Annotated in this window: 20 protein-coding genes and 1 riboswitch; of the genes, 5 read left to right on the top strand and 15 right to left on the bottom strand. The window is 28.3% G+C overall.

All coding sequences use genetic code 11. From position 1 onward, the window contains the following. Positions 1-23 precede the first annotated feature (23 nt). From AC2TEO_RS13825 to AC2TEO_RS13805, 5 genes are all read right to left on the bottom strand, one after another. On the bottom strand, positions 24-1,190 hold the full coding sequence (locus tag AC2TEO_RS13825; protein ID WP_442265396.1) for a trans-sulfuration enzyme family protein: 1,167 nt from the start codon (positions 1,188-1,190) through the stop codon (positions 24-26). Further along, positions 1,187-1,609, bottom strand: coding sequence for an OsmC family protein (locus AC2TEO_RS13820; protein WP_442265395.1), 423 nt, complete (start codon positions 1,607-1,609; stop codon positions 1,187-1,189). The genes AC2TEO_RS13825 and AC2TEO_RS13820 overlap by 4 nt, the downstream gene beginning before the upstream one ends. A 5-nt stretch (positions 1,610-1,614) precedes the next feature. Then, positions 1,615-4,998 carry a bifunctional aspartate kinase/homoserine dehydrogenase I gene (gene thrA, locus AC2TEO_RS13815; protein WP_442265394.1) on the bottom strand — a complete coding sequence of 1,128 codons (3,384 nt, stop codon included), beginning with the start codon at positions 4,996-4,998 and terminating at the stop codon, positions 1,615-1,617. 23 nt (positions 4,999-5,021) lie between these two features. After that, entirely contained in the window at positions 5,022-6,317 is a 1,296-nt protein-coding gene (locus AC2TEO_RS13810; RefSeq protein WP_442265393.1) for an O-acetylhomoserine aminocarboxypropyltransferase/cysteine synthase family protein, read from the bottom strand. A 131-nt stretch (positions 6,318-6,448) separates the two neighbouring features. Further along, a riboswitch (SAM riboswitch) is annotated at positions 6,449-6,556 on the bottom strand. A gap of 88 nt (positions 6,557-6,644) precedes the next feature. Further along, a complete protein-coding gene (locus AC2TEO_RS13805; protein ID WP_442265392.1) occupies positions 6,645-7,637 on the bottom strand; it encodes an endonuclease/exonuclease/phosphatase family protein in 993 nt (330 codons plus the stop codon). Positions 7,638-7,748: 111 nt separating this feature from the next. On the opposite strand from AC2TEO_RS13805, the gene AC2TEO_RS13800 reads away from it, so the two are divergent. Next, positions 7,749-8,207: a DUF4890 domain-containing protein gene (locus AC2TEO_RS13800; protein WP_442265391.1), complete on the top strand. Its 459-nt coding sequence runs from the start codon at positions 7,749-7,751 to the stop codon at positions 8,205-8,207. A 59-nt stretch (positions 8,208-8,266) separates the two neighbouring features. Here AC2TEO_RS13800 and AC2TEO_RS13795 read toward each other — a convergent pair whose 3' ends face one another. From AC2TEO_RS13795 to AC2TEO_RS13775, 5 genes are all read right to left on the bottom strand, one after another. After that, positions 8,267-9,151 (bottom strand): YegJ family protein, encoded by an 885-nt coding sequence (locus AC2TEO_RS13795; RefSeq protein ID WP_442265390.1) that lies wholly within the window; start codon positions 9,149-9,151, stop codon positions 8,267-8,269. 72 nt (positions 9,152-9,223) lie between these two features. Beyond that, entirely contained in the window at positions 9,224-9,739 is a 516-nt protein-coding gene (locus tag AC2TEO_RS13790; RefSeq protein ID WP_442265389.1) for a gamma carbonic anhydrase family protein, read from the bottom strand. After that, positions 9,730-10,182, bottom strand: coding sequence for a hypothetical protein (locus AC2TEO_RS13785; RefSeq protein ID WP_442265388.1), 453 nt, complete (start codon positions 10,180-10,182; stop codon positions 9,730-9,732). Before AC2TEO_RS13785 ends, AC2TEO_RS13790 begins: the two co-directional genes overlap by 10 nt. Next, the gene (locus AC2TEO_RS13780) at positions 10,179-10,907 is read right to left on the bottom strand and encodes a LytR/AlgR family response regulator transcription factor (protein WP_442265387.1); all 729 of its coding nucleotides are present in this window, start codon (positions 10,905-10,907) and stop codon (positions 10,179-10,181) included. Before AC2TEO_RS13780 ends, AC2TEO_RS13785 begins: the two co-directional genes overlap by 4 nt. Positions 10,908-10,910: 3 nt before the next feature. Next, on the bottom strand, positions 10,911-13,118 hold the full coding sequence (locus AC2TEO_RS13775) for a histidine kinase (protein WP_442265386.1): 2,208 nt from the start codon (positions 13,116-13,118) through the stop codon (positions 10,911-10,913). Between the two features lie 260 nt (positions 13,119-13,378). Between AC2TEO_RS13775 and AC2TEO_RS13770 the strand changes: the two genes are divergently transcribed. Beyond that, positions 13,379-14,074 carry an SIMPL domain-containing protein gene (locus AC2TEO_RS13770; protein WP_442265385.1) on the top strand — a complete coding sequence of 232 codons (696 nt, stop codon included), beginning with the start codon at positions 13,379-13,381 and terminating at the stop codon, positions 14,072-14,074. A gap of 49 nt (positions 14,075-14,123) precedes the next feature. On the opposite strand, the gene AC2TEO_RS13765 is transcribed toward AC2TEO_RS13770, so the two are convergent. Genes AC2TEO_RS13765 through AC2TEO_RS13750 form a run of 4 tightly spaced genes read right to left on the bottom strand, consistent with a single transcriptional unit; the run spans position 14,124 to position 18,856 of the window. Next, positions 14,124-14,966, bottom strand: coding sequence for a glucosaminidase domain-containing protein (locus tag AC2TEO_RS13765; protein ID WP_484730862.1), 843 nt, complete (start codon positions 14,964-14,966; stop codon positions 14,124-14,126). Continuing rightward, positions 14,967-15,899 (bottom strand): 1-aminocyclopropane-1-carboxylate deaminase/D-cysteine desulfhydrase, encoded by a 933-nt coding sequence (locus AC2TEO_RS13760; protein ID WP_442265383.1) that lies wholly within the window; start codon positions 15,897-15,899, stop codon positions 14,967-14,969. A gap of 1 nt (position 15,900) precedes the next feature. Continuing rightward, positions 15,901-16,917: a tetratricopeptide repeat protein gene (locus tag AC2TEO_RS13755; RefSeq protein ID WP_442265382.1), complete on the bottom strand. Its 1,017-nt coding sequence runs from the start codon at positions 16,915-16,917 to the stop codon at positions 15,901-15,903. A 22-nt stretch (positions 16,918-16,939) separates the two neighbouring features. Further along, positions 16,940-18,856 carry an ABC-F family ATP-binding cassette domain-containing protein gene (locus AC2TEO_RS13750; RefSeq protein WP_442265381.1) on the bottom strand — a complete coding sequence of 639 codons (1,917 nt, stop codon included), beginning with the start codon at positions 18,854-18,856 and terminating at the stop codon, positions 16,940-16,942. A gap of 129 nt (positions 18,857-18,985) precedes the next feature. On the opposite strand from AC2TEO_RS13750, the gene AC2TEO_RS13745 reads away from it, so the two are divergent. The 3 genes from AC2TEO_RS13745 (at position 18,986) to AC2TEO_RS13735 (ending at position 22,065) form a co-directional block, all read left to right on the top strand. Next, on the top strand, positions 18,986-19,360 hold the full coding sequence (locus tag AC2TEO_RS13745) for a DUF983 domain-containing protein (protein ID WP_442265380.1): 375 nt from the start codon (positions 18,986-18,988) through the stop codon (positions 19,358-19,360). A 241-nt stretch (positions 19,361-19,601) separates the two neighbouring features. Beyond that, positions 19,602-21,428 carry an ATP-binding protein gene (locus AC2TEO_RS13740; RefSeq protein ID WP_442265379.1) on the top strand — a complete coding sequence of 609 codons (1,827 nt, stop codon included), beginning with the start codon at positions 19,602-19,604 and terminating at the stop codon, positions 21,426-21,428. Continuing rightward, positions 21,418-22,065, top strand: a complete 648-nt coding sequence (locus AC2TEO_RS13735; protein WP_442265378.1) for a response regulator — start codon at positions 21,418-21,420, stop codon at positions 22,063-22,065. Before AC2TEO_RS13740 ends, AC2TEO_RS13735 begins: the two co-directional genes overlap by 11 nt. A gap of 304 nt (positions 22,066-22,369) precedes the next feature. On the opposite strand, the gene AC2TEO_RS13730 is transcribed toward AC2TEO_RS13735, so the two are convergent. Beyond that, positions 22,370-23,416, bottom strand: coding sequence for an NAD(P)/FAD-dependent oxidoreductase (locus tag AC2TEO_RS13730; protein WP_442265377.1), 1,047 nt, complete (start codon positions 23,414-23,416; stop codon positions 22,370-22,372). Positions 23,417-23,500: the final 84 nt, after the last annotated feature.

The following is a 23,500-nucleotide window of genomic DNA, read 5'->3' as shown; positions in this document are numbered from 1 at the left end:
AAATATATACTTTTTATAAATTTTTATCCATCTAAAGCTTGTTTTAGATCTTCTATAACATCATCTACAAATTCTAAACCAATAGAACTGCGTACCAATCCATCTGTAATTCCAACTTCTAGTCGATCTTTTTCGCTTAATTTACTGTGAGTTGTAGAAGCAGGATGTGTTACAATTGTTCTTGAATCTCCTAAATTTGCAGATAAAGAACATAGTTTAATTTTATTTAAAAACTTTCTTCCAGCTTCGATTCCTCCTTTAATTTCAAAAGCTACAATATTACCTCCTAATCTCATCTGCTTTTTAGCTACTTCATATTGAGGATGTGATGGTAAAAAAGGATATTTCACAAAATTTACTGCTGGATGCGCTTCTAAAAATTGAGCAACTTTTAATGCATTTTCACAATGTTTATCTACTCGAACAGCTAAAGTTTCTAGACTTTTAGATAAAACCCAAGCGTTAAATGGTGACATAGCAGGACCAGTATTTCTAGCAAATAAATAAATTTCTTTAATCAGTTCTGCTTTTCCTACTGTAACTCCACCTAAAACTCTACCTTGTCCGTCAATTAATTTTGTCGCTGAATGAATTACCAAATCTGCTCCGAATTTTATCGGGTTTTGTAAATATGGTGTTGCAAAACAATTATCTATCACCAATAACAAATTATGCTTTTTAGCAATTTGAGATAAAGCCTCTAAATCCAAAACATCTACTGCTGGATTTGTAGGTGATTCTGCATATAATATTTTAGTATTCGGTTGAATTAAACTTTCAACTTTATCTAATTCATTTACTTTAAAATAACTAGTCTCTATATTCCATTTTGGTAAATACTTCGTAAATAAACTATGTGTAGAACCAAAAACAGAACGAGAAGAAACAATATGATCTCCAGCATTTAATAATGCTGCGAATGTTGAAAACACAGCTCCCATTCCTGTAGCAAATGCATAACCTGCCTCTGCTCTTTCCATTGCAACAATTTTATCTACAAACTCTGTAGTATTCGGGTTAGAAAATCTACTGTATAGATTTCGCTGCTTCTCTTCTGCAAAAGAAGCTCGCATATCTTCTGCATCATCAAAAACAAAACTCGATGTTAAATATAATGGTGTAGAATGTTCTGAAAACTGTGAACGTTCTGTTTGAATTCTTACTGCTTGTGTTTCAAAATTCTTACTCATATCTCTTCGTTATTCAAAATAATTTTATAATTTATTTTAGCTGTTTTTTCTATAATTTTAGCTACAGAACAGTATTTTTCTACAGCCAAACTTGTTGCTTTTTTTACTTTTGCACTACTCACTGTTCCGTTAAAATTATATGTAATTGTGATATCTTGAAAAATTGCTGGTATTTCATCTTCTTTACGAGTAGCATCTATTGAAACATTATAATCGAAATCGTAAACCTTTTGTTTGTTTAGAATCTTTACGACATCTATGCTACTGCAACTTGCCAGACTTACCAACATTAATTCCATAGGACGAATAGCGTTTACTGAAGTTTCATCTTGAGTTTGTCCTACTAATAATGAATAACCCGTTTGATTTTTTGCTTCAAATAATAGGTGTTTGTTATAATTTTTTAGTTGAATGTTCATTTGTTTTATTTTTTTGTTAATCGTAAAATATCTCCGAATACACCACGTGCTGTAACTTCTGCTCCAGCTCCAGCTCCTTGAATAACCAACGGTTGATCTCCATAAGATTCTGTATAAATTTCAAATATAGCATCAGATCCTTTTAAGCTTCCAAGTGGCGTATCTTTAGCTACAGAAACTAATTTCACATCTAATTTTCCTTTATTTTGTTGTAAGTCTCCATGTAAATCTCCGATGTATCTTAACACATGATTTTCTTTTTGATCTAACTTTTCTTCAGTGTAATACGGATCTAACTTTGTAGTATTTGATAAGAAATCTTCAACACTTCCAGATCTTAGTTCTTCTGGAATTAAATTCTGAATTTGAATATCTTCAAACTCATTTTCTAAATCTAATTCTCTAGCTAGAATTAAAAGCTTTCGGGCTACATCATTACCACATAAATCTTCTCTAGGATCTGGCTCAGTATATCCATTTTTAATAGCTTCGGATAATACTTCTGAAAATGTAGTTTCTTCTTCAGAAAATGTATTAAAAATAAAACTTAATGACCCTGAGAAAACTCCTCTAATTCTCGTTATATTTTCTCCTGAATCGTGTAATAATTTTATTGTATCAATTAATGGCAACCCTGCTCCTACATTTGTTTCGTAGAGATATGTTTTTTTGTTTTCTTCTAAAACATCTCGTAATTCTTTATAGAAAGAATGTGCAACTGTATTTGCTATTTTGTTGGATGAAACCAAATCGAAACCTGCTTTTACTAGAGGAATATAATTGTGTACAAAATCTTTACTGGCCGTATTATCAACAGCGATTAAGTTTTCTAAATGATGTGCTTTTGCAAAGTTTATTACTTCTTCTATATTGTTACTTGTATCGCTATTATCCAGATTATCTTTCCAGTTTTTATCTACTCCATTTTTACTTAACAATACATTTTTAGAATTGGCTACAGCAAAAATATTTAACTGAACTTTTCTTCTTTCTAAGATGTTTTTTGCGCTTGCTAAAATTTGTTCAATTAAGGTTCCACCAACTAAACCTTTTCCAAAAATTGCAATATTTATTTTCTTTGCTACTCCGAAAACTTGACCGTGAATTACATTAACAGCTTTGTGCAATTCTTCCTTTTTTACTACCAAACTCACATTCTTCCCAGAGATTGTATTATTGAATAATAATGGAACAATTTGATTCTGAATTAAAGCATTGTATGGTAAATGGAATTCACTAAGATCTTGACCAATAATTGAAATAACAGCAACATTATTCACTATTGTGATTTGATTAACATCTTTAGTAATTAAGTCTTGTGCAAATTCTTGTTCTAAAGCTTTAACTGCTAATTCTGATTTTTCTTTATCAACCACCAATCCAATTCCTCTTTCGGAAGAACCTTGAGAAATAATACTAACGCTTATTCCATGATTTCCTAAAGATTTAAAAATACGTGCATCAACTCCGATTTTACCTAACAAACCTCTTCCTTCAAAATTTATTAAAGCTACATTTTCTAATACTGAAATTGACTTTATTCCTTTAGTCTTACTCTTTGAAGTAATTAAAGTCCCATCATCCTTAGGATTAAACGTATTTAAAATTCTAAGATTTATATTCTTTTCTATTAACGGAATAATTGTTTTTGCATGCAGAATATTCGCTCCGAAATTTGCTAACTCATTAGCTTCAGAAAATGAAAGTTCTTCAATCTTTTTAGCTTCACTAACCAAATCTGGATTTGCCGTAAAAATTCCATCAACATGAGTATAATTCTGTAACTCTTCTGCATCTAAATAATTTGCCAATAAAGACGCTGTATAATTACTTCCATTTCTACCTAAAGTAGTAGTTTCATTCTTTAAGTTTGACGCGATAAAACCAGAAACAATATTTACTGTACTTCCATTATGTTCTTTGAAATGATTTACAACATTCTCTTTAGAAAGTGTATCTATAGGTTGTGCATTTCCGAAACTTTCATCAGTTTTTAGTAAAATTCTAGCATCTGTTGCATGAGCTGGAATTCCTCTTTGCTGTAATAATTCTGTTACTGTTTTTATAGAAATTAACTCACCTTGTGCTAAAACCTCGTCTTTTGTTTTGTTACTGTAATCACCTAATAAGCTTACACCTTCAAACAATTTTTCTAATTTTTGAAACTCGTTAGAAAAATCTAATAATGGTGTAATTTTAGTTTGTTCGTATTTAAAAGCTTCTAATTGCTCTTGATAGGTTTCACTTTTTGAGGCACTTTCAAGAATTGATTCTAACTCATTTGTAGCATTTCCTCTAGCAGAAACAACAACAGCGATATGCTCTCCTTTATTTATTTTATTTTCTATAATATTGATGACATTATCAATTCCTTGATTTGATAATGATTTCCCTCCAAATTTTAAAACTTTCATCTTTTTAGCTTTAGAACTTTCTTTAAAAATTGATCCGAATATTTTTTCTAGCTGTTCATATTCAATTAAAAACGCATCGTGTCCGTGTACTGAATTAATTTCATTGTACGTTACATTAGGATGTTTTTGTGCTAACTTTTTATGCGTTTCTCTATTTTCTTCCGCAGTAAAAAACAAATCAGAATCCACTCCAATAATGTGAATATTAGCTTTAATGTTTTCTAAAATATCTTCTGTGTTTTTACCTTGAGTTACATCAATCGTTTTTAACAACTGATTCATTAATTTATATGAAGCCAATTGATAACGCTCTTGTAATTTTTTCCCATGATGTAACAACCAACTTTCTACATTAAAAATTTGTAAACTCTCGTTTTTACTTCTTTGAAATCGTTGTTTAAACGAGGCTGGTGTTCGATAACATAACATCGCATGAATTCTAGCATCGTGAACTGGGTTTTTAGAATTGGTTAAAAACAATTCTTGAATTTGACAATTGGCAATTAACCAATCTGTAGATTTCCAATCTGTTGCTATAGGAATTAAATGTTCTGTTATTTCTGGTTGTAAAACTGCCATTTCCCAAGCAATTCCACCTCCTAAAGACCCCCCAATTAGAGCAAAAAGTTTTTCTATATTCAACTCTTTTAAACCTTGAATAAAGATTTGAGCGACATCTCTTGCTATAAAACTTTTATACTCATCAATTAAAAAATCGTCATAGCCATTACCTGGAATATTGAAACATAAAATGGTATACTTATTTGTATCAATAATTTTATGCTCACCAATTATGTCTTTCCACCAACCGTCTTCTCCAGCAACATTACTATTTCCTGTTAACGCATGATTTACTAAAATCACTGGTGCTTCATGAAGTGATTGTCCAAAAAGCTGGTAAGACAAACGAATTGGTATTGTCTTACCACTTTCTGTGATATAACTAGGTAAATTAATATGGCCTAATGTGTGCATTGTACTATGAACTTAGAAACAAATTATTCTTGAACTACTAACTGATTTACAGCTTTAAAAGCTTCTTTTAAATCAGATTTTAAATCTTCTACATTTTCTAATCCTACTGAAAGTCGAATTAAATCTTGTGTTACTCCTGTTGCTTCTTGTTCATCATCATTCAACTGCTGATGTGTTGTACTTGCTGGATGAATTATTAAAGACTTTGTATCTCCAATATTTGCTAATAATGAGAATAACTTCGTGTTATCTGCTATAGTCTTTGCAGCTTCGTATCCTTTTTTAGCTCCGAATGTTACAATTCCACTTTGACCTTTTGGCAAATATTTATCAGCTAAAGCTTTGTATTTATTTCCTTCTAGACCTGGATAATTTACCCAAGCTACTTCATCTTGTTCTTGTAACCATTTTGCTAATTCTAATGCATTTTCACTATGCTTTTGAATTCTTACAGGTAAAGTTTCTAAACCTTGAATAATTTGAAATGCATTGGTTGGACTTAAAGCTCCTCCAAAATCACGTAATCCTTCTAAAATTAATTTGAATGTAAATGATGCAGCTCCTAAAGTCTCGTAATACTTTAATCCGTGATAACCTGCTGAAGGCTCTGTAAATTCTGGAAACTTACCATTATCCCAATCAAAATTTCCTGCATCAACAATTACTCCACCAAGAGAATTTCCTTGTCCGCCAATGTATTTTGTTAAAGAATGAATAACAATGTTTGCACCGTATTCAATTGGATTCAGTAAAGATGGTGTAGCTACAGTATTATCAACAATAAAAGGAACTTTTGCCTTTTTAGCTTCAGAAGCAATATTTTCTAGATCTAATACATCTAACTTCGGATTTCCTAACGATTCAGCAAAAAATGCTCTTGTATTTTCTTGTACTGCTTTTCCAAAATTTTCAGGATCTGACGGATCTACAAAAGTGGTTGTAATTCCTAATCTTGGTAAAGTTACTTTCAGTAAATTATAGGTTCCTCCATACAAACTACTTGAAGCTACAATATGATCTCCAGCTCTTAATAACGTTAATAATCCTGTTGAGATTGCTGCTGTCCCCGAAGCAAAAACAACTGCACCTACTCCGCCTTCTAAAGCTGCTAAACGTTCTTGTAAAATTTGATTAGTTGGATTATTTAACCGTGTATAAATAAACCCTAATTCTTTTAATGAAAATAAATTAGCTGCATGATCTGCATTATTAAACACATATGAAGTGGTTTGATAAATAGGAACTGCTCTTGTTCCTCCTGTTTGTGTTACATCATGCCCGGCATGTAATGCATTTGTTTCGAATTGTAATGTACTCATTTTTCCTACTTTTTTGAGTTAATAAAAAATTAATCTAAAAAGTCAAACCACATCGTTTTACGATGCCGCATATAGAAAAATGTTATTAAGAAAAAATAAGAAGTTTCATTAAGTTAGTAGAAACTCTATTTTTGTTATCTATCCCGATATTTTTGGGTAGAATTTAGCACCTTCTTTGATTGAACAAAGGGTTGCTAAGGTTTCACAGGGTCTATTCCCTCCACCTTTCTTGATAACATTATCGATAAGTGTTTGAACTTTACGTTTGCAAATATTCAATCATAAAAACTTAAAATCCAAATTTTTTAATACTTTTTTACAAAAAAACTATTTTAGTTTAAATTTCATAAGCAACGGCAGGTGATCTGAAACTTGTCCGAATTCCTTTAAAACTCTAGCTTCTAAAGGAATTATATTTTTTGAAGTATAAAAAATATAATCTAATCTTTTGGTTGGTTTATCACTATCAAAAGTAAATTCATAATTTTCATCAGAAAAAGCTGCATTTCCTATATTAGGTATATTTAAAATATCATTTATAGCTGCATCTTTAAAACTTGGATCACTATTGAAATCTCCAAGTAAAATTGTTGGATAATTCTCAGCGTATTTTTTAAATAATTCTACAACTTTTTTCATATGATTAACACGTGTGTCTTTATCAAAAGCTTCTAGATGAACATTTAAAATGACAACTTCTTTTCCTTTAATTTCTGCAGTTACTACTTGTACAAGCCTATCTAAATAAAAAGCATCTCTATAAAATGGGTTATTAGGTACTCTTTCCAAAACAATTCTTGAGTAGTTTTTCAATTTATTTTTACTTAAAATTGATTGACCAGACAATACTTTCCCGAAATTTACACTTGGTAAACCATAAGGAAAAGGAACGTAATTTTTATCCCAATTTATAGCTCTTGCAATGTATTTGTATCCTAATTTAGCTATCTCTTCTTCTTGATTTACTCTAAAAGAACGACCTGAATTATAATCAATTTCTTGAAAAGCTATAATATCTGGATTCAAATTTTTAAACTCTTGTACTGCTTTATTTAAATTTTGAGTAAAAAAATCCTTTGTTTTTGCTATTGGTTTGTTATTAGTCATTCCACTTAAATAACCAATATTATATGTAATTATACTGTGTATTGAATCATTTTCAAATTTGGTTTCATAAGTATTTGTCAGTAGCTTCTCATAATCTTCTTTGTTTAAAGAAGCACTAGAACCCCAGAAGTAAAAAACTACAAATAATATTAACAATACCGTTAATATTTTTACTAATACTGAAATTACTCTTTTATAAATTGGTTTACTCATCTTGTTTCTTATAAAGGACGACTAATATACATATAAAGTTTTTTTACTCTAGGATTAAACCTTTTTAAAAAAGGTTAGTCATAAAAGTATTAATAATTTTCTTAAAAAGATATGAAGAAAGCAATAACACTAGCACTAGTTTTTGGTTTAATATTAACTAGTTATGCTCAAAAGAAAAAAAGAAGAGGTGATGATTTTTCTGTTGAACAAAAAACAGAATTAGCCCTAAAAGAGATGACTTTACGACTGGATTTATCTGAACGTCAACAAAATAAAATCCGACCAATTTTAGCTAAGAAGATTTCTAAACGTATGGAGTTTAAAAAACAACATAAAAAAAGAAGAAAAGAAGCTACAAAACTAAGCAAAGAAGAACGTTATGAAAGAAAAATGGCTCATTTAGATAGTAAAATTGCTTTTAAAAATTCAATGAAAGAAATCTTAAACAGTAAACAATATGAGCGATTTGAAAAGATGAATGGTAGACGAGCTCATAAAATGAAGAGAAAAATGAAGATGAAAAAAAGAAAAAGGCATGAAAAGCAAATGAATGCTCCTGAAAGAGCATAGTAGTTTGATAATTGGTTTTTAGTAAAACCCCAATTCATTACTGAATTGGGGTTTGTTTTTTAACTTTCTCCATTTAAGACTTTCCATTCACCATTTTCTCGATATGTATTTACTTTATCTAAGGTTCTTCTACCATCAGGGAAAGTACAATACTCAGTTACTAAACAGTGATCGTCTGATTTAAATTCTCTTCTAAATGCTCTTTTAACATTATTAAAATCTGGCATTCCGTTTTCTTGCATATGCTGTACAAAAGACAATTCTATAACTTCAGCTGTTTTATCTAAAATTTCGTCATCCATTGGAAGATTTGTCATATTACCTAACATAAACTCAGCTTCTTTTCTAAAGTTCTTACAAGTTAAAGCTTTAGATAAATTATTTTCATTATAAGCTTCTTCAATAGATAAAATCGCCCCTTCAGGAGTATTAAAATCTACTGGAAAATGATCTTCGCCTTCATCTATAATCATTCCTAAACTTTGATCAAAATCAGGAAGCTCCTCTTCTGAAAGTCCATCACGAATTGCTCTAATTGTATAACCTCCAATTAAACGAGCATTCTCAATAATCATCCAATCTGAAACTTCATTTTCAGCAACTCCAATTTTTTGCCCTAAAGAAACATTAGAAATATCTGCAGGTTCATTTCCTACAACACCGTAAATATTTCCATCATCATCATAACTAGGTTCACCTAACCAAATATGTTCGATAATACCATTCTCTTCGATCTTAGCTTTTACTGAAAAATATAATTGATCTTCTCTTGGTTCAGTTATAGAAGATTTAAAATAATGAAGTGTTAATCTTGCTTTTTCCATTGCCCAATTCATTCTATCATCTTCATCTGCTATGTAATGAACATCTGGTTGATCTTCTCTTTCTAGAACTACTTTTTCTTTTTCGTTTTTCTTTCCGAATAGCTTTTTAAAAATCCCCATTGCTGTTATTTAATTGTTTACTGATTATTTTCTGTAAGATAAGAAAAAGTACAATGCAGAATTTATTATTTTCTATTCTTTGAACCAACTTGCATATTTCACATAATTGTTAGCAATTCTATCTACTTCATCCGAAGTTAATTCCGGAGAAATATCTTTTACTTTTTTCGCAGGAACTCCAGCGTAAATACTTCCGCTTTTTACGTGGGTGTTTTTAGTAACTACTGCACCGGCTGCAATAATAGTATTACTTTCTATTACACAGTCATCCATAATAATACTTCCCATACCTACTAAAACATTATCATGAATTGTACAACCATGTACAATTGCATTATGTCCTATAGATACATTATTTCCAATTGTTGTTGGAGATTTTTCATATGTTGCGTGAATTACTGCTCCGTCTTGAACATTCACTTTATTTCCCATTTTTATAAAGTGAACATCTCCTCTAATTACGGCATTAAACCAAACACTACATTGTTCTCCCATTGTTACTTCTCCTACAATAGTTGCATTTTCTGCTACAAAACAATCTTTTGGTATTTGAGGCTCTTTACCTCTTACGGATTTTATTATTGGCATTTTATAATCTTAAGCTTATTATTATTCCATTCAACTATTTTAAACTTTTTCTTCTCTCTGACAACTTTATTCTCTCTCCATGGCCATTTAGTGATTTCAAAATCAATTGTTATTAAATTTCTTTCTAATTTATAACTATGAACTCTTTTTTTAGGTTCACCAACAGGACAGAATACGTTATTTGTATATAAAACTATACCATTCTTTTTAAACCTTATTTTTTCTCCAAATAAATTCTTTTTCTTCTTTTTTAAAATTTTAGATTCACTTAACCCTTCGTAATTAATATCCGGCTTTTCCTTAGGCAAAAAATAAATTGAATCATTTTCAAACCAATGAGAGATTTTCCAGTCTTTTCCTGTTAAAACTTTTAATGAATCTAGCTCTTGAGATTCACAGAAAAAAACCGTTAATAAAATAAATAGTGTACTTATTTTAATCATTTAAAATACGCTAATAAATTTCCTTTCTTAGAAGCAGAAACTAACACTTCCTTTCCGTTAATTAACTCTACACTTCCTCCTTTTCCTTTTTTATACTTTGTGATATGATTTATGTTTACCATATAAGATTTATGAATTCTAGCGAAAGGATATTCTTTTAAAACTTCTTCGAAATGTTTTAAAGTTTTACTAACTATTTTCTTAGAGTTTGAAAAATGAATTTCTGTGTAGTTATCATCTGCTTTACAAAAAATAATATCTTCTACATTAATTACTTCAAAACCATCTTGAAGTGGAATGGTAATTTTTCCTTTTATTGTTGTAGTTGGAGTTAAAATTTTATTCTGTAATTGATTTTCTTTTTCTTTTATTTCTAATACTAAATTCACAGATTTAATTAACTCATCAATAGAAATTGGTTTTAGTAAATAATATGTTGCTTGATTATTTAATGCTTCAATTGCATAATGGTCGTAAGCAGTTACAAAAATAGTTTCGAAAGTTTTATCTTCTACCTTCTCTAACAAATCAAAACCATTACCAAAAGGCATTTCAACGTCTAAAAAAACAAGATCTAATTCATGTTGTTGAATCAATTCATAGGCTTCTTCAATATTACTCGCCTCTCCCATTAACTCGATACTTGGGCAATATTTTTTTACATAATTCTTAAGAATTTCTCTACTGATTTGCTCATCTTCAACAATAATAGTTTTTAATTTCATAACTTATTTTTTTAGGGTTAGTTCTACTTTAGTTCCACTTCCGTCTTCTAAAAGATCTGTTATAATTACATCTACTTTATCTTGGTACATATCATTTAAAATAGCTATTCTATTTTTAATTGTACTCATTCCTTTAGATTTTTGTTTTAATTGATTTTTCGTCTTCATTTCTAAGGATCTTTTCCTTCCTATTCCATCATCTTCAATAACAATAGTAACTGAATTATAATCTTTCTTTTTAATTGCTATAGTTAAATTTCCTTTCTCTTTTTTATAACGTAAACCATGCCATATTGCATTTTCTATGTAAGGTTGTAATAACATTGGTGGTATTTGAAATTCTTCTAAATTTATTGCTTTATCAACATTTATTGTATAATCGAATTTATCTCTAAATCGATTGTGTTCTAATTTTACATAAAGCTCTAATAATTCTATTTCCTTTGTAAAAGGGATAAAATCTTCATCTGAATTCTCTAATACGGAACGCATTAAAGCTGAAAATTCTGACAAATATCTGTTCGCATTTCTCTCATCATTTACTGCTATAAAACTATTTACAGAATTTAATGCATTAAATATAAAATGTGGATTCATTTGTGAACGCATGGATTTTAAAGCCAATAAGTTATTTGCTAACTGTTGTTTTTGATTTGCTCTATGCTTATAAAAAGTTAATAAAGTCATTAAAATTAAACTTCCCACTAAGGAATAAATTACAATTAACTGTGTTTTACTTTTGGCTTTAGTTAATTGTTCCTCTTTTATTGCTAAACTTACTTTATTATCTGAAAGCTCATTATTTCTTTCTAGCACTGTTATTCTACTTTGATAATCAGAAATTTTTTTAGTTAATCTTTTTGCCTGATAAATTTCTTGCTCTTTTCTAATATATAATGAATCTACAATATCAACATAATTTCTATAGGTTTGAATTGCTTTTACATGTTGACCAACTGTAGCGTATACTTCTGACAACTTTCTAGTTGCATGTTTTTGAACTTCTAGGTCTTCTTTTTTACCAGCTTCTTCAACACTCTTTTCTAAATATTCAATAGCTTCTGTATAATTTTCTTTTTGAACATAAGCATTACCTATTTTATAATTCAGTTTTTGAGAAGTTAGTGAATCTGTATTCTCTTCGTTTTTTTCATCTCCTTTAGGTATAGAAAATGATAAACTACCTAAATCATCTGCTCTACCTTTAAAATTAGCTTTATCTACACTTTTTAACAATTCTTTTCTTAACTTAATTTCATTGTCATACTGCCTAGTTTCATTATAAAAATCTGCAACTTCTTGCTGTATTTTTAACGCAGGTTCTTTAGGAAGGTCTGATGCTTCTCTAAGCGTATTTAATGTTATTGTATTAGCTTCTCTTAAATTCCCTTCTTTAGCGTAAATATTTGCCAATTTAGTATTCAAATCTAACGTTTCATTATCTATAGATTTATTTTTAGCTAATTCTAAAGCTCTTTCATAATACTTCTTTGCCTCTTTATCTTTATTCTGTTGAGCTAATGCATCTCCCAATCCTTCTAAAACCTGAATTTTATCGTAATTACTTAAGTTTTCATTTTCTAGTAATTTATATGATGTTTCACTATCTTCATACTTTTTAGCTAAAAACTGAGTTTTTGCTAATTGCAACCTTGTTTCGAGTTTATCAAAAATTTGTAATGATATTTTGTAATTACTTATTGCAATATCGTACTGTTTCCAAAAAAAATAAATATCTCCTAAAACTTTATACGTGTTTGCATTTCTCTTTTTAGATTCATTTGCTTCTAAAGCCTCTTCAATAAAAGAAATACTTCTATCTAAGTTTTTCTCTTTATAATACAGCGCAGAATCCATGATTTGTTTGTAATCTTTTGATATCGCTTTTCTTTTTAAAAATTTTCGCGAACTATATTTCGTTTTCTCTCTTTTAGAATAACGAGGATTATCTCTAACCTCTATAGTAATATCATCTTTTACATCTATAGTTTTTCGAACTGTTTCAAAATCTGGATGCCTTACAACTAGTTCATCTTTAATTCTAGCTTTTAAACGGTAATACCCATTGATGTCGCTTATAGAAGTCGTAAATGCATTTATACTAACTTGAGCATTTCTTATGTATTCATTATTTTCAGTATCGAAAATTCTTACTCTTAATTCAAACCCGCCTCCTTTATCCAATACTGGTCCCTGAGATTTTACTTTCAAGGCACTTAGCGTTAATATGATAAATGCTATATAATATTTTAATTTCACTTTCAATTCCTCTTAATAAATAGTATGTAAACTTATCACCAAAAAATCAATAAAAAAAATGGACTAAGTTGCATTTTACACTTAAAACAACCTAAAAAGTAAGCTTTACTCAATTTATGAAACCATTCACTAAACAAAAACGACATTTTACTCATATTCATTTTTTTTCGAAAAATGTTGCTTCTAATTTTGGCTACAGAATTTAATGAGTTATGAAAAGAGTATTATTTATTGTTTTAATTTTTGTTTCTTCTATTAGTTTTTCTCAATCCAATAATGAAGTTAAACCTTTTATTGAAGTTACTGGAGTTGCTGAAAAAGAAGTAATTCCTAATGAAATTTATTTAGATGTGCCAGTTGAAGAACGCATTGAGAAAGGAAAGAAAATCACTATTCAAGAAATTGAGACTGAATTAAAAAAAGGATTACAATCTTGTGGAATTCCAGAGGAAAATTTATCGATTTCCAATTTAAACTCAAAACTTGTAAAAACAGGATGGTGGAATAAAGAAATATTAGCTACCGCTGATTATGAGTTGAAAATTAATGACGCTAATATACTAAAAGATCTTTTTGAAATATTCGAGCGTTTAAAAATAAAAAACGCAAGAATAACTAAAGCTTCTCATGATAAAATTGAAAAGATCAGAAAAGAAGTTCGGATTTCGGCTATAAAGGCAGCTAAAGAAAAAGCCGATTATTTATTAAATGCTATTGGTGAAAACACTGGAAAGTCTTTAATTGTAAGAGATGTAGGAAATCAACAAATTAATAATTTTTCATTCGCGAATGTGGCATATAAACAAAACAAGTTAATGTCTAGAGACGTAAAAATGAAACAAGGAAATATTCAATTTCAAAATATTAAGATTTCATCTAGCATATATGTAAAATTTGAAATCAAATAAATGAGGGGAAAAAGTGACGTATAAAGAGTAGCAATTGTTACTCTTTTTTTTATTTCTTTAAAATTAATTCTTGTCCAATACTTAATGAATTCCCTTTTAAGCCGTTTAATTCTTTTAAAGACTTTACAGATGTTTTAAACTTTCTAGCAATAGAATATAAAGTATCTCCTTTTATCACTTTATAAAAAAATCGAGTATTGGTATCATCTTGAACTATTGTAGTTGTATCCACCTTATTTTCAATCGGTTTAATAGGTTTATACGTCTCTCTATCGTATTTTGTTAGATCGTACTTTTTAATTAATGCAATTAATTTCTGAGGATACTTTTTATCCGTTGCATAACCTGCTCTTTTCAATCCGTAAGCCCAACCTTTGTAATCTGTAGTTCTTAATTTGAATAATTTTGAATATCGTTTTCTTGATGTTAAAAATTTAGAATGATCCTCATAAGATTTTTCCGGATGTACATATTTTCTAAAACATTCTGCTATTCTATCATCATCGTGAGTTACACTTTTTCCTTTCCAACCACGGTGACATTTAATTCCAAAATGATTATTAGAACGTATTGCTAAATTACTTCTTCCACTACCAGATTCTAGAATTCCTTGAGCTAGAGTTATACTTGCAGGAATTTTATATTTGTGCATTTCTCTTACTGCTATTGGAGCAAATTTTGCTACATAATCTTTAGTCGTTTTAACAATACTTTCGTAAGATTTTTTTTTCTCTTTGTTTGGCGTTACCGTAGGTATACCTGTACGATTATTTATCTCATGATCTTCTACTACAACAGGCTTTTGTGGAGTTCTATTTATAACTTGTTTTTTCGACCCACAACTAGACAACATGAATATTGTTATACACAGTAAAAAAAATCTCAACTTCATTTACACCTTTATTAAATCTATATTTTTCTTTTGTAGTTTCTTATTAAATCCATCAATCCCTTGTAAACCTCCTGTATGAATTACTAAAATTTTACTTCCTTTTTCAAATTTATTTTTTGTAATCATATCAACAATTCCGTAAAGCATTTTTCCTGTATAAATAGGATCTAAAGGAATTTCGGTTTCTAATTTAAATCGATTTATAAAGTTTATTAATTCTTTATTGAATTTACCATATCCACCAAAATGATAATCAGTATTTAAACTCCAACAGTTACTTTTTGTAAACTTAACAATTTCGTTTTTCAAAAAATCACCTTTTAAAGCCGGAAATCCTATTATCTTTTGATTTTTATTTGCTGCATTTATCAAACCTGCAATTGTTCCTCCTGTACCAACAGCTGTACAAATATAGTCGATTTTTTGATCTTCAGTTGACAATATTTCTTCACAACCTTTCACTGCCAAACTGTTAGTTCCTCCTTCAGGAACTAAATAAAAATCACCATACTTTTCTTTTAAATTATCTATAAAACTTGCATCGTTTTTATTTCTGTAAGCTTCTCTAGTAATAAACTCGAATTGCATTCTGTTAGTATAAGCTACATGTAAGGTTTTATTCTCTTTTAATACTTTATTGAGATTATCAGCTAACTCTTGCCCTCTAATAATCCCAATAGTTTTAATATTACTTAAATTACCTGCAACTGCTGTAGCTACAATATGATTAGAATAAGCGCCTCCAAAAGTTACAATAGTTTTCTTTTGCAAACGCTTAGCTTCTAAAATGTTATATTTTAATTTTCTGAATTTATTTCCTGATACATATTGATGAATTTTATCTTCTCTTTTCATCCATAATTCAACATCAGTATTTTTTAATTCTTCAAGAAATACTTGCTGATTTTCAGTAATAAACTCTTTATCGAACATATTATTCAAACTCTTTTTCTAACCATTCTATAAATGATTTCATTTTTTCCTCGTTATTATCTAACCAAATTTTAGATTTCGTATCTAATTGAGTAATAAACTTACAATAAGTTTCTATATGCTCACTATTACCAATCTTACTAAACATAGGAACATAAAAATTCCACCAAACACTTTCTTTATTCTTCTTGTCGGCAAACTCACCTAACATTTTAAATAAACTTTCGGTATTTTCTACAAATAACTCGCTTTCACTTTTACTTTTGTTTTCTTCTAAATTTTTAGAAGCTTCCATCATAGAAATCATTAACTCAATAGCACTAAATTCTGAATTTAAATTCGGATTTAAGTTAATTGTTACATCTTTTCCGTTATCACTTTTTTTAACACCACTCTTTAAATTTTCTTTTAAAATATCGTAAATCTCACTAGCTCTTATTGTTTCTGGTTCAACTAATAAAAAATAATAACTAGCTAATAACGTTGGAATTCTTTTTTGATTGAAGTGGTTAATTTTTGCTAAATAAAAATGGCTTGAACCATGAAAAGGGTTATTCTGCACAGCTTCTTTAAAATGTACTTCTGCCTTATCAGTTTCATTCATTTTTAAATGGTTAATAGCTAAATTGAAATGTAATAAATAATGATCTCCTAGTTTTTCTATTGCTTCTTCAAAAACCTTTATCGATTTTTTACTTTTACCCATCATATCTAAAGCATTTCCTTTATTAATGTAAGCTGGTAAAAGATGTTTCTTTCCTTTCTTTAAAATTTTATTACAATACTTTACAGTGTTTTTATAATCTTTTAAACTAAAATATGAAAGTGAAATCTCATAAAGCGCTAATTCAGATTTGGGTTGAAGTTCCAATGCTTTTTCATAAAACTCAATGGCTTCTTTATATTTTCCTTTATCGTGATTAGCAATTCCAACTTCCATTAATTTTTTAAAATCATCTCCTTCCTGTGCACTAACAGCAAATGTGCATAACAATAAAATTAAAATAATCTTTCTCATAGTTCTATTTATTTAATTTAGTTTAAAAATCAGATATCTTCTCTTCAACTTCTTCCCATTCTATCATTAAATCATCTAGTTTATTTTTCTTTGCTTTATATTCTTCAAAGAAATTTGGTCTTGCAGAAACTTCATCGTAATTCTGTGCTAACTCTAAATCTATTGCTTCAATTTCAGCTTCTAAATCAGCTATTAAATTTTCTACTTTAGATGATCTATTTTTTAATTTTCTCAGTTCTTTCTCTTCTTCTTTAGATAATTTATACGCTTCTTTTTTACTTGTCGATTTCTCTTCTTTTACAACTGTTTTCTTTTCAGCTTCACGTAAGCTTTCCATTTTATGTTGTTCTAAGAAATAATCAATTCCTCCTAAATATTTTTTAATTTCTTTATCCTTGAAACCATAAACATTCGTTGCTAAACCTTGAAGAAAATCACGATCGTGCGATACTAAAATTAAGGTTCCTTTAAAATTCTTCAGAGCTTTCTTAAGAACATTTTTAGAAGCAATATCTAGGTGGTTTGTTGGCTCATCCATTATTAAAACATTAAAAGGTGTCATTAACAACCTACATAATGCTAATCGGTTTCTTTCTCCTCCAGATAGCACCTTTGCTTTTTTATCTACCGCTTCTCCTCCGAATAGAAAAGCTCCTAGCATATCTCTAACTTTTATTCTGTTGGTATCGTTAGCTGCTTCTTCAACAATTTCTAAAACTGTTTTTTCTGGAGGTAAATATTCAGATTGATTCTGAGCAAAATATCCAACTTCAACATTATGTCCTAACTTCAAACTTCCTTCAAAAGGAATTTCACCAACAATCATTTTTGCTAAAGTTGATTTCCCTTGTCCGTTTTGTCCTACAAAAGCAACTTTTGCATTTCTTTCAATCATTAAATTTACATCAGAGAGTACATGCTTGTCGCCATAACTTTTACTAACACCTTCAGCTTCTACAACAATTTTACCTGGCTCTTTAGAAACTTCAAAACGAACATTCATTACTGCATTTTCATCTTGATCTACTTCTATACGCTCAACTTTATCTAATTTTTTTATCAAAGATTGCGCCATAGATGCTTTACTAGCTTTTGCTCTAAATTTTTCTATGAGTTGCTCTGTTCTCTTGATTTCTTTCTCTTGATTTTTCTGAGCTTGTAATTGTTTTTCTTTAATATCTGCTCTTTGTTCTAAATATTTAGAATATGCTTTTTTGTAATCGTAAATCTGTCCTAAAGAAATTTCAATAGTTCTGTTTGTAACATTATCTAAAAACATTTTATCGTGAGATACAGTTACTATTGCTCCTGCATAACTTTTCAAGAAATCTTCTAGCCAAATGATCGATTCTATATCTAAATGGTTTGTTGGCTCATCTAACAATAAAATATCATTATTCTGCAATAATAACTTTGCTAACTCAATACGCATTCTCCAACCTCCAGAAAATGTATCCGTAAGTTTATCAAAATCTTCTCTTTGAAATCCTAAACCTTGAAGAATTTTTTCTGTATCTCCTTGATAATTATACCCTCCAATAAGTTCGTAACGTTCAGTGAGTTCATTTAAATCAATAATTAATTGATTATAACTTTCACTTTCGTAATCTGTACGCTCTGCTAATTGTTCATTAATTCTTTCTAATTTACCTTCTATTTCCTTAATTTCTTCAAAAGCTTGATATGCTTCTTCTAAAATTGTTCTTCCTTGAACAAAATCAATATCTTGACGTAGAAAACCAATACTAATATCTTTATCAAAAGCTAAAGTTCCTCCACTACTTTCAATATCTTTAGCAAGTACTTTTAATAATGTTGATTTTCCTGCTCCATTTTTACCAATGAGTCCTACTCTATCTCCTTTTATCAATTTAAAAGTAATACCTGAGAACAGATCTGTTCCCATAAAAGAAACGGTTAAATTATGTACGTTTAGCATTTATATTAGTAATTATAATTTCTTAATAAGTATATTTTATATGAATAACTATTAAGTCCTATTTATTTTTCGGAAATTTGTACAAACTTACAAAACTGTATTCGTACAACATCCCAAAATTACTACAATATGCTAGGCAAAGGTTCTAAATTAAATAGCATTTTAAACAATAAATGTCCAAGATGTCAAAAAGGTGATTTTTTTAAACACAAAGCATCGTTTAATATTAATAAAGTAACAACAATACATGAAAACTGTTCGAATTGTAATTTAAAATACATGATGGAGCCTTCTTTCTTTTTTGGCGCCATGTATGTAAATTACGCTTTAGCTGTAGCTTTATTTGTTGCTATTTTTATTATTTCGAAAGTATTTTTACAACAAACCATTTTAACAAGCTTTATTGCTGTTGTTATTATCTCTTTATTACTGACTCCTTTTACACTAAGGTTATCAAGAATAATTTGGATTAATTTATTCGTACATTACGACAAGAAATATTAATGATTACTCCTTCTTTTATTGTACTATAGTTATTTATAAAATCTATTATTAATTTATTTTTATTAAATTATACATTGAATAATATTGATAGATAATTTTAATGAATTCTTTAAATTATTCTTTAGTTTTTATTTTTTTCTTTTTTTTATTAGGCAACTCTCAAAAAAAAGAGCTTGAACCTCTAAATAAGCTTGATAGTTTAATAAAGGTTTTTAAATCACCACCTAATGACTCACTTTTTTTGTATACTGAAAAGTATATAAATGTTGCTGTAAAAAACAAAAAATATGTAGAAGCTTTTCAACAAACTTTAGGTGTAATTCATGATATAAATCAGACATTAGGAGAAAGGGAAAAAGCTCTTTCTCTATTAAAAAAATTAGAGTTTTTAATTGATCAAATTAATGACTCTAGTTTAATTGGTCGGTTTTATTTAAAACAAGGAGGTGTATTTTTTAATGGTAAAGATTATTCAAAAGCCATAGATTCTTATACAAAGTCTATTACTAATTTTACAGAGAAAGACTCAATATTTAAAGCTGATTCTTATTTTTTTAGAGGACAAGTTTATTTTTCTACTAATAACTTTTTTAAAGCTTTAAAAGATTTTGAAATAGCTTTAGAGTTTTACACTAAACTGAAAGATTGGACTTACGTTTTTTATACAAGATCTGATATCATTAACATTTATGGAGCTAATGATTTTGTTGAAAAATCTATAAAAGAACGTAAGCAACTTATTGCAGATAAAATAAAATCAGACATAACAGTAGGTTTATCTTCTGACTACTCGAACTTAGCTCAGGATTTAAAAAAAAAGAAACAATATAAAGAACAAGAAAATGCTCTTTTTCTTGCCATAAAAAGAGCGAAAGAAGAAAATAATGCTTTAAATAATATTTCTTTGATTTATGCTAATTTATGTAGATACTATTTAGAACATAATAATTTAAACGAAGCAGACAAATACTATCAACTAGCTAAAGAATCTGTAAGTGGTTCAGAAAACTACAATTCTTTTTATTTCAACCATTTAAAAGGATATTATCTATTTAAAAATCAAAAATTAAACGAAGCATTTCCCGTTTTATTTAACACATTAAAAAAGGCTGAGGAGCAAAATTCAACACAGTTTATTATAGATATTAATAAACTAATATCTGACATCTATGAAATAAAGGGAAATTATTCTAAAGCTAATAATCACAATAAAATTTACAATCGATTAAAAGATTCTATATTTAATATTAAAAAGTTAAATATACTTTCTTATTATCAATCTTTACACGAAGCTACTTTAAAAGAGAGAAAAATAACACAACAACAAGTAAACATTGATATTTTAATTAGAGATCAAAAAAACAAACGTCTTTTATTAATAATCCTTCTTACATCTTCATTTTTTTTAATAATTCTCATTTACCTTTTATTAAATCGTTTCTATTTAAAAAGGAAGAAAAAATTACAGACCATTTATTCTCAAAATTTATTGTTAAATATTGATGAAGAAAGAAAAAGAATCGCTAAAGATATACATGATAGTCTTGGTCATAAATTATTACTGATAAAACATTATGATATAGCCAATAAAAATGATTTAATTGATGAAGCTATAGATGAAATTAGAATCATATCAAAAAACCTACAACCTGTTCAAATACAACAAATTGGAATTACAAAATCCATAAAAAATCTAATCCATAATTTAAATCAATCTTCAACCAATATTTTACTCTTTGGAGATATTCGAAATATTGATAAATTATTATCTTATAATGACGAAGTTAATTTGTATAGAATTATTCAAGAATGTTTAAATAATATTTTAAAACACTCCAAAGCAGATTCATCTAAAGTTAGTATTTATTATAAAAACAACCATATTATTCTTACTATAGTAGATAATGGAATTGGTTTTAACTTTCAAGAAAAATATAAAAATGTAAAAAGTATTGGTTTAAAAAATTTGAAAACCAGAGTTCAGCTAATAAAGGGTATTTTAAAAATATCATCTCTAAAAAACCAAGGCACAACTATTAATATAAAAATCCCTCAAAATGAAATCTAGTATATACATAGCAGATGATCATCCTATTTTAGTTAAAGGTTTGGAAGAATTTTTAAAAGAGAAAAAATTCAATGTCATAGGAACTGGATATGACGGCACAACTGCTCTAAATTTCATTTTAAAAAATACTCCTGAAATTGCTATACTAGATATAGATATGCCTAAATTATCTGGCATAGAAATAGCAAAAAAGTGTTTAAAAGAAAAAGTAGGTACTAAAATTATTCTTATTACTCTTCATAAAGAAATAGAATTATACCTACAAGCTAAAAAATTGAATATTTATGGCTACTTATTAAAAGAATTTGCCATAGAAGAAATACAATGTTGTATTGAATCTGTTCTTAACAACACTCCTTTTTTTAGCTCTAAGATTAGAGAAGTTTTAAATTTTTCTGAAGAAGATTGTAAAATTTTAAATCAATTTTCTATGGCTGAAAGAAGAATATTAATGTTAGTTTCTCAGCACAAAACTAATAAAGAAATTGGAAGACTTTTATTCCTTTCACCTAGAACAATTGAAAAACATAGAAGTAAAATTATTTTAAAATTAGATTTACCTCCAAAAACAGGCGCTTTACTTCAGTGGACTCAAAAAAACAAACATATATTTACTAAAAGTAATATTGGGTATTAATACCCAATATTAGATTTCAAATTAAACTTTAATTTGCAGATAGATAATTATAATTTGTAGAGATAATTATAATTTAGGGATTTTAAATTTTTAACATTTACAGCAAGCAGTCTAATTCTTTAAGAACAGACTGCTTTTTCTTTTTAAGAATATTTAATTTTGGGTATTAACACCTATTATCAGCTTCTTAATTTTACTTTAATTTGAAATAATATAAAGAAACAAATGGGGGAATTTGTAATTTCGAGTATTTATGGAGGTTGTTTTTCTAAAAAACAACCTCTTTTTATATAAAATGAATAATTTATTTTTTCAAGAATCTATTAATATTGATTTCGGGATCTAATTCCTCTCCTCTTTCTAAATGATTAAATAAATTTTTAGCAACAGTTGGAGCAATCATTACACCTCTAGTTCCTAAACCATTTAAAACAGCCATATTTGAATGTTCTCTGTTTACCCCAACTAAAGGCCTTCGATCTTTAACTGTAGGGCGAATTCCTGCAGTTTGATCTATAATTTCATATGGAACAGAAATTGTTTTTTCTAATTTGTCTACTAATTCTTTCTTTCCTTCTTCTGTAGGATCTAAAGTTTTATCTGTCCAATTAAACGTTGCTCCTACTTTATAGAGGTCATTTCCTAAAGGCAATACAAAAACAGAAGACTTTAAAAGAAAATCTATATTTAATTCTGGAGCGTGAATTGTTATGATTTCTCCTTTTGTTCCATTTAAAGGTAAATGATTAAAATAAGGGTTCTTTTTTAATCCAAAACCTTCACAAAAAACAATCTTAGAAGCTTCTAGTTCATGGTAAAAAACTTTTTCATCTCCTATAATTAACTCATCGTAATTAAAAGAAACAGCTTGTAATTTATTGGCTCTTTTTAGGTAACCTCTGTAATTAACCAGTAAATTTTTGGTTGCAATTCTTCCAGTTCCTAACAATTCACCAAAGCCAAAATTTCCAATAACTCCTTCTATTTTATCTTTAGATATTTCTGGCTTCATATATTGAGCTAACATTGGTTTATCTGAAGCAATAAACCAATTATTTTCATCTCCTATGGAATTGAATACTTTTTTGGTGGCAAATTTTGTATCAAATTCTTTTCCTAATTTTTCTGAAACTCTTTGATAAAAAGGAAGCGCTAATTTTAGTTGTTGATGCCCATTCCAAACTGGAGTGAAACGTTTTAAAATTACAGGATTATAAGTACCACTTGCTACACTTGATGAATTTTGAGAATTATCTTCAAAAACCATGAAGCTTTTATTTGCCTGAATTAATTCTTCGCAAAAGGCTAAACCTGCTAATCCTAAACCAACAACGATATAATCAACTTTCATAAAGTAAAAGTATAAAGATTGATTTTTACTACAATATAAAAATGAAATTTCTTTATTTTTGATAGTAAATAAAAATTGCCTTTT

The sequence above is a fragment of the Tenacibaculum aquaeponti genome (assembly GCF_057221555.1).
Note: the sequence above shows the minus strand (reverse complement) of the source record. Positions and strands in the feature narration are given on the sequence as shown.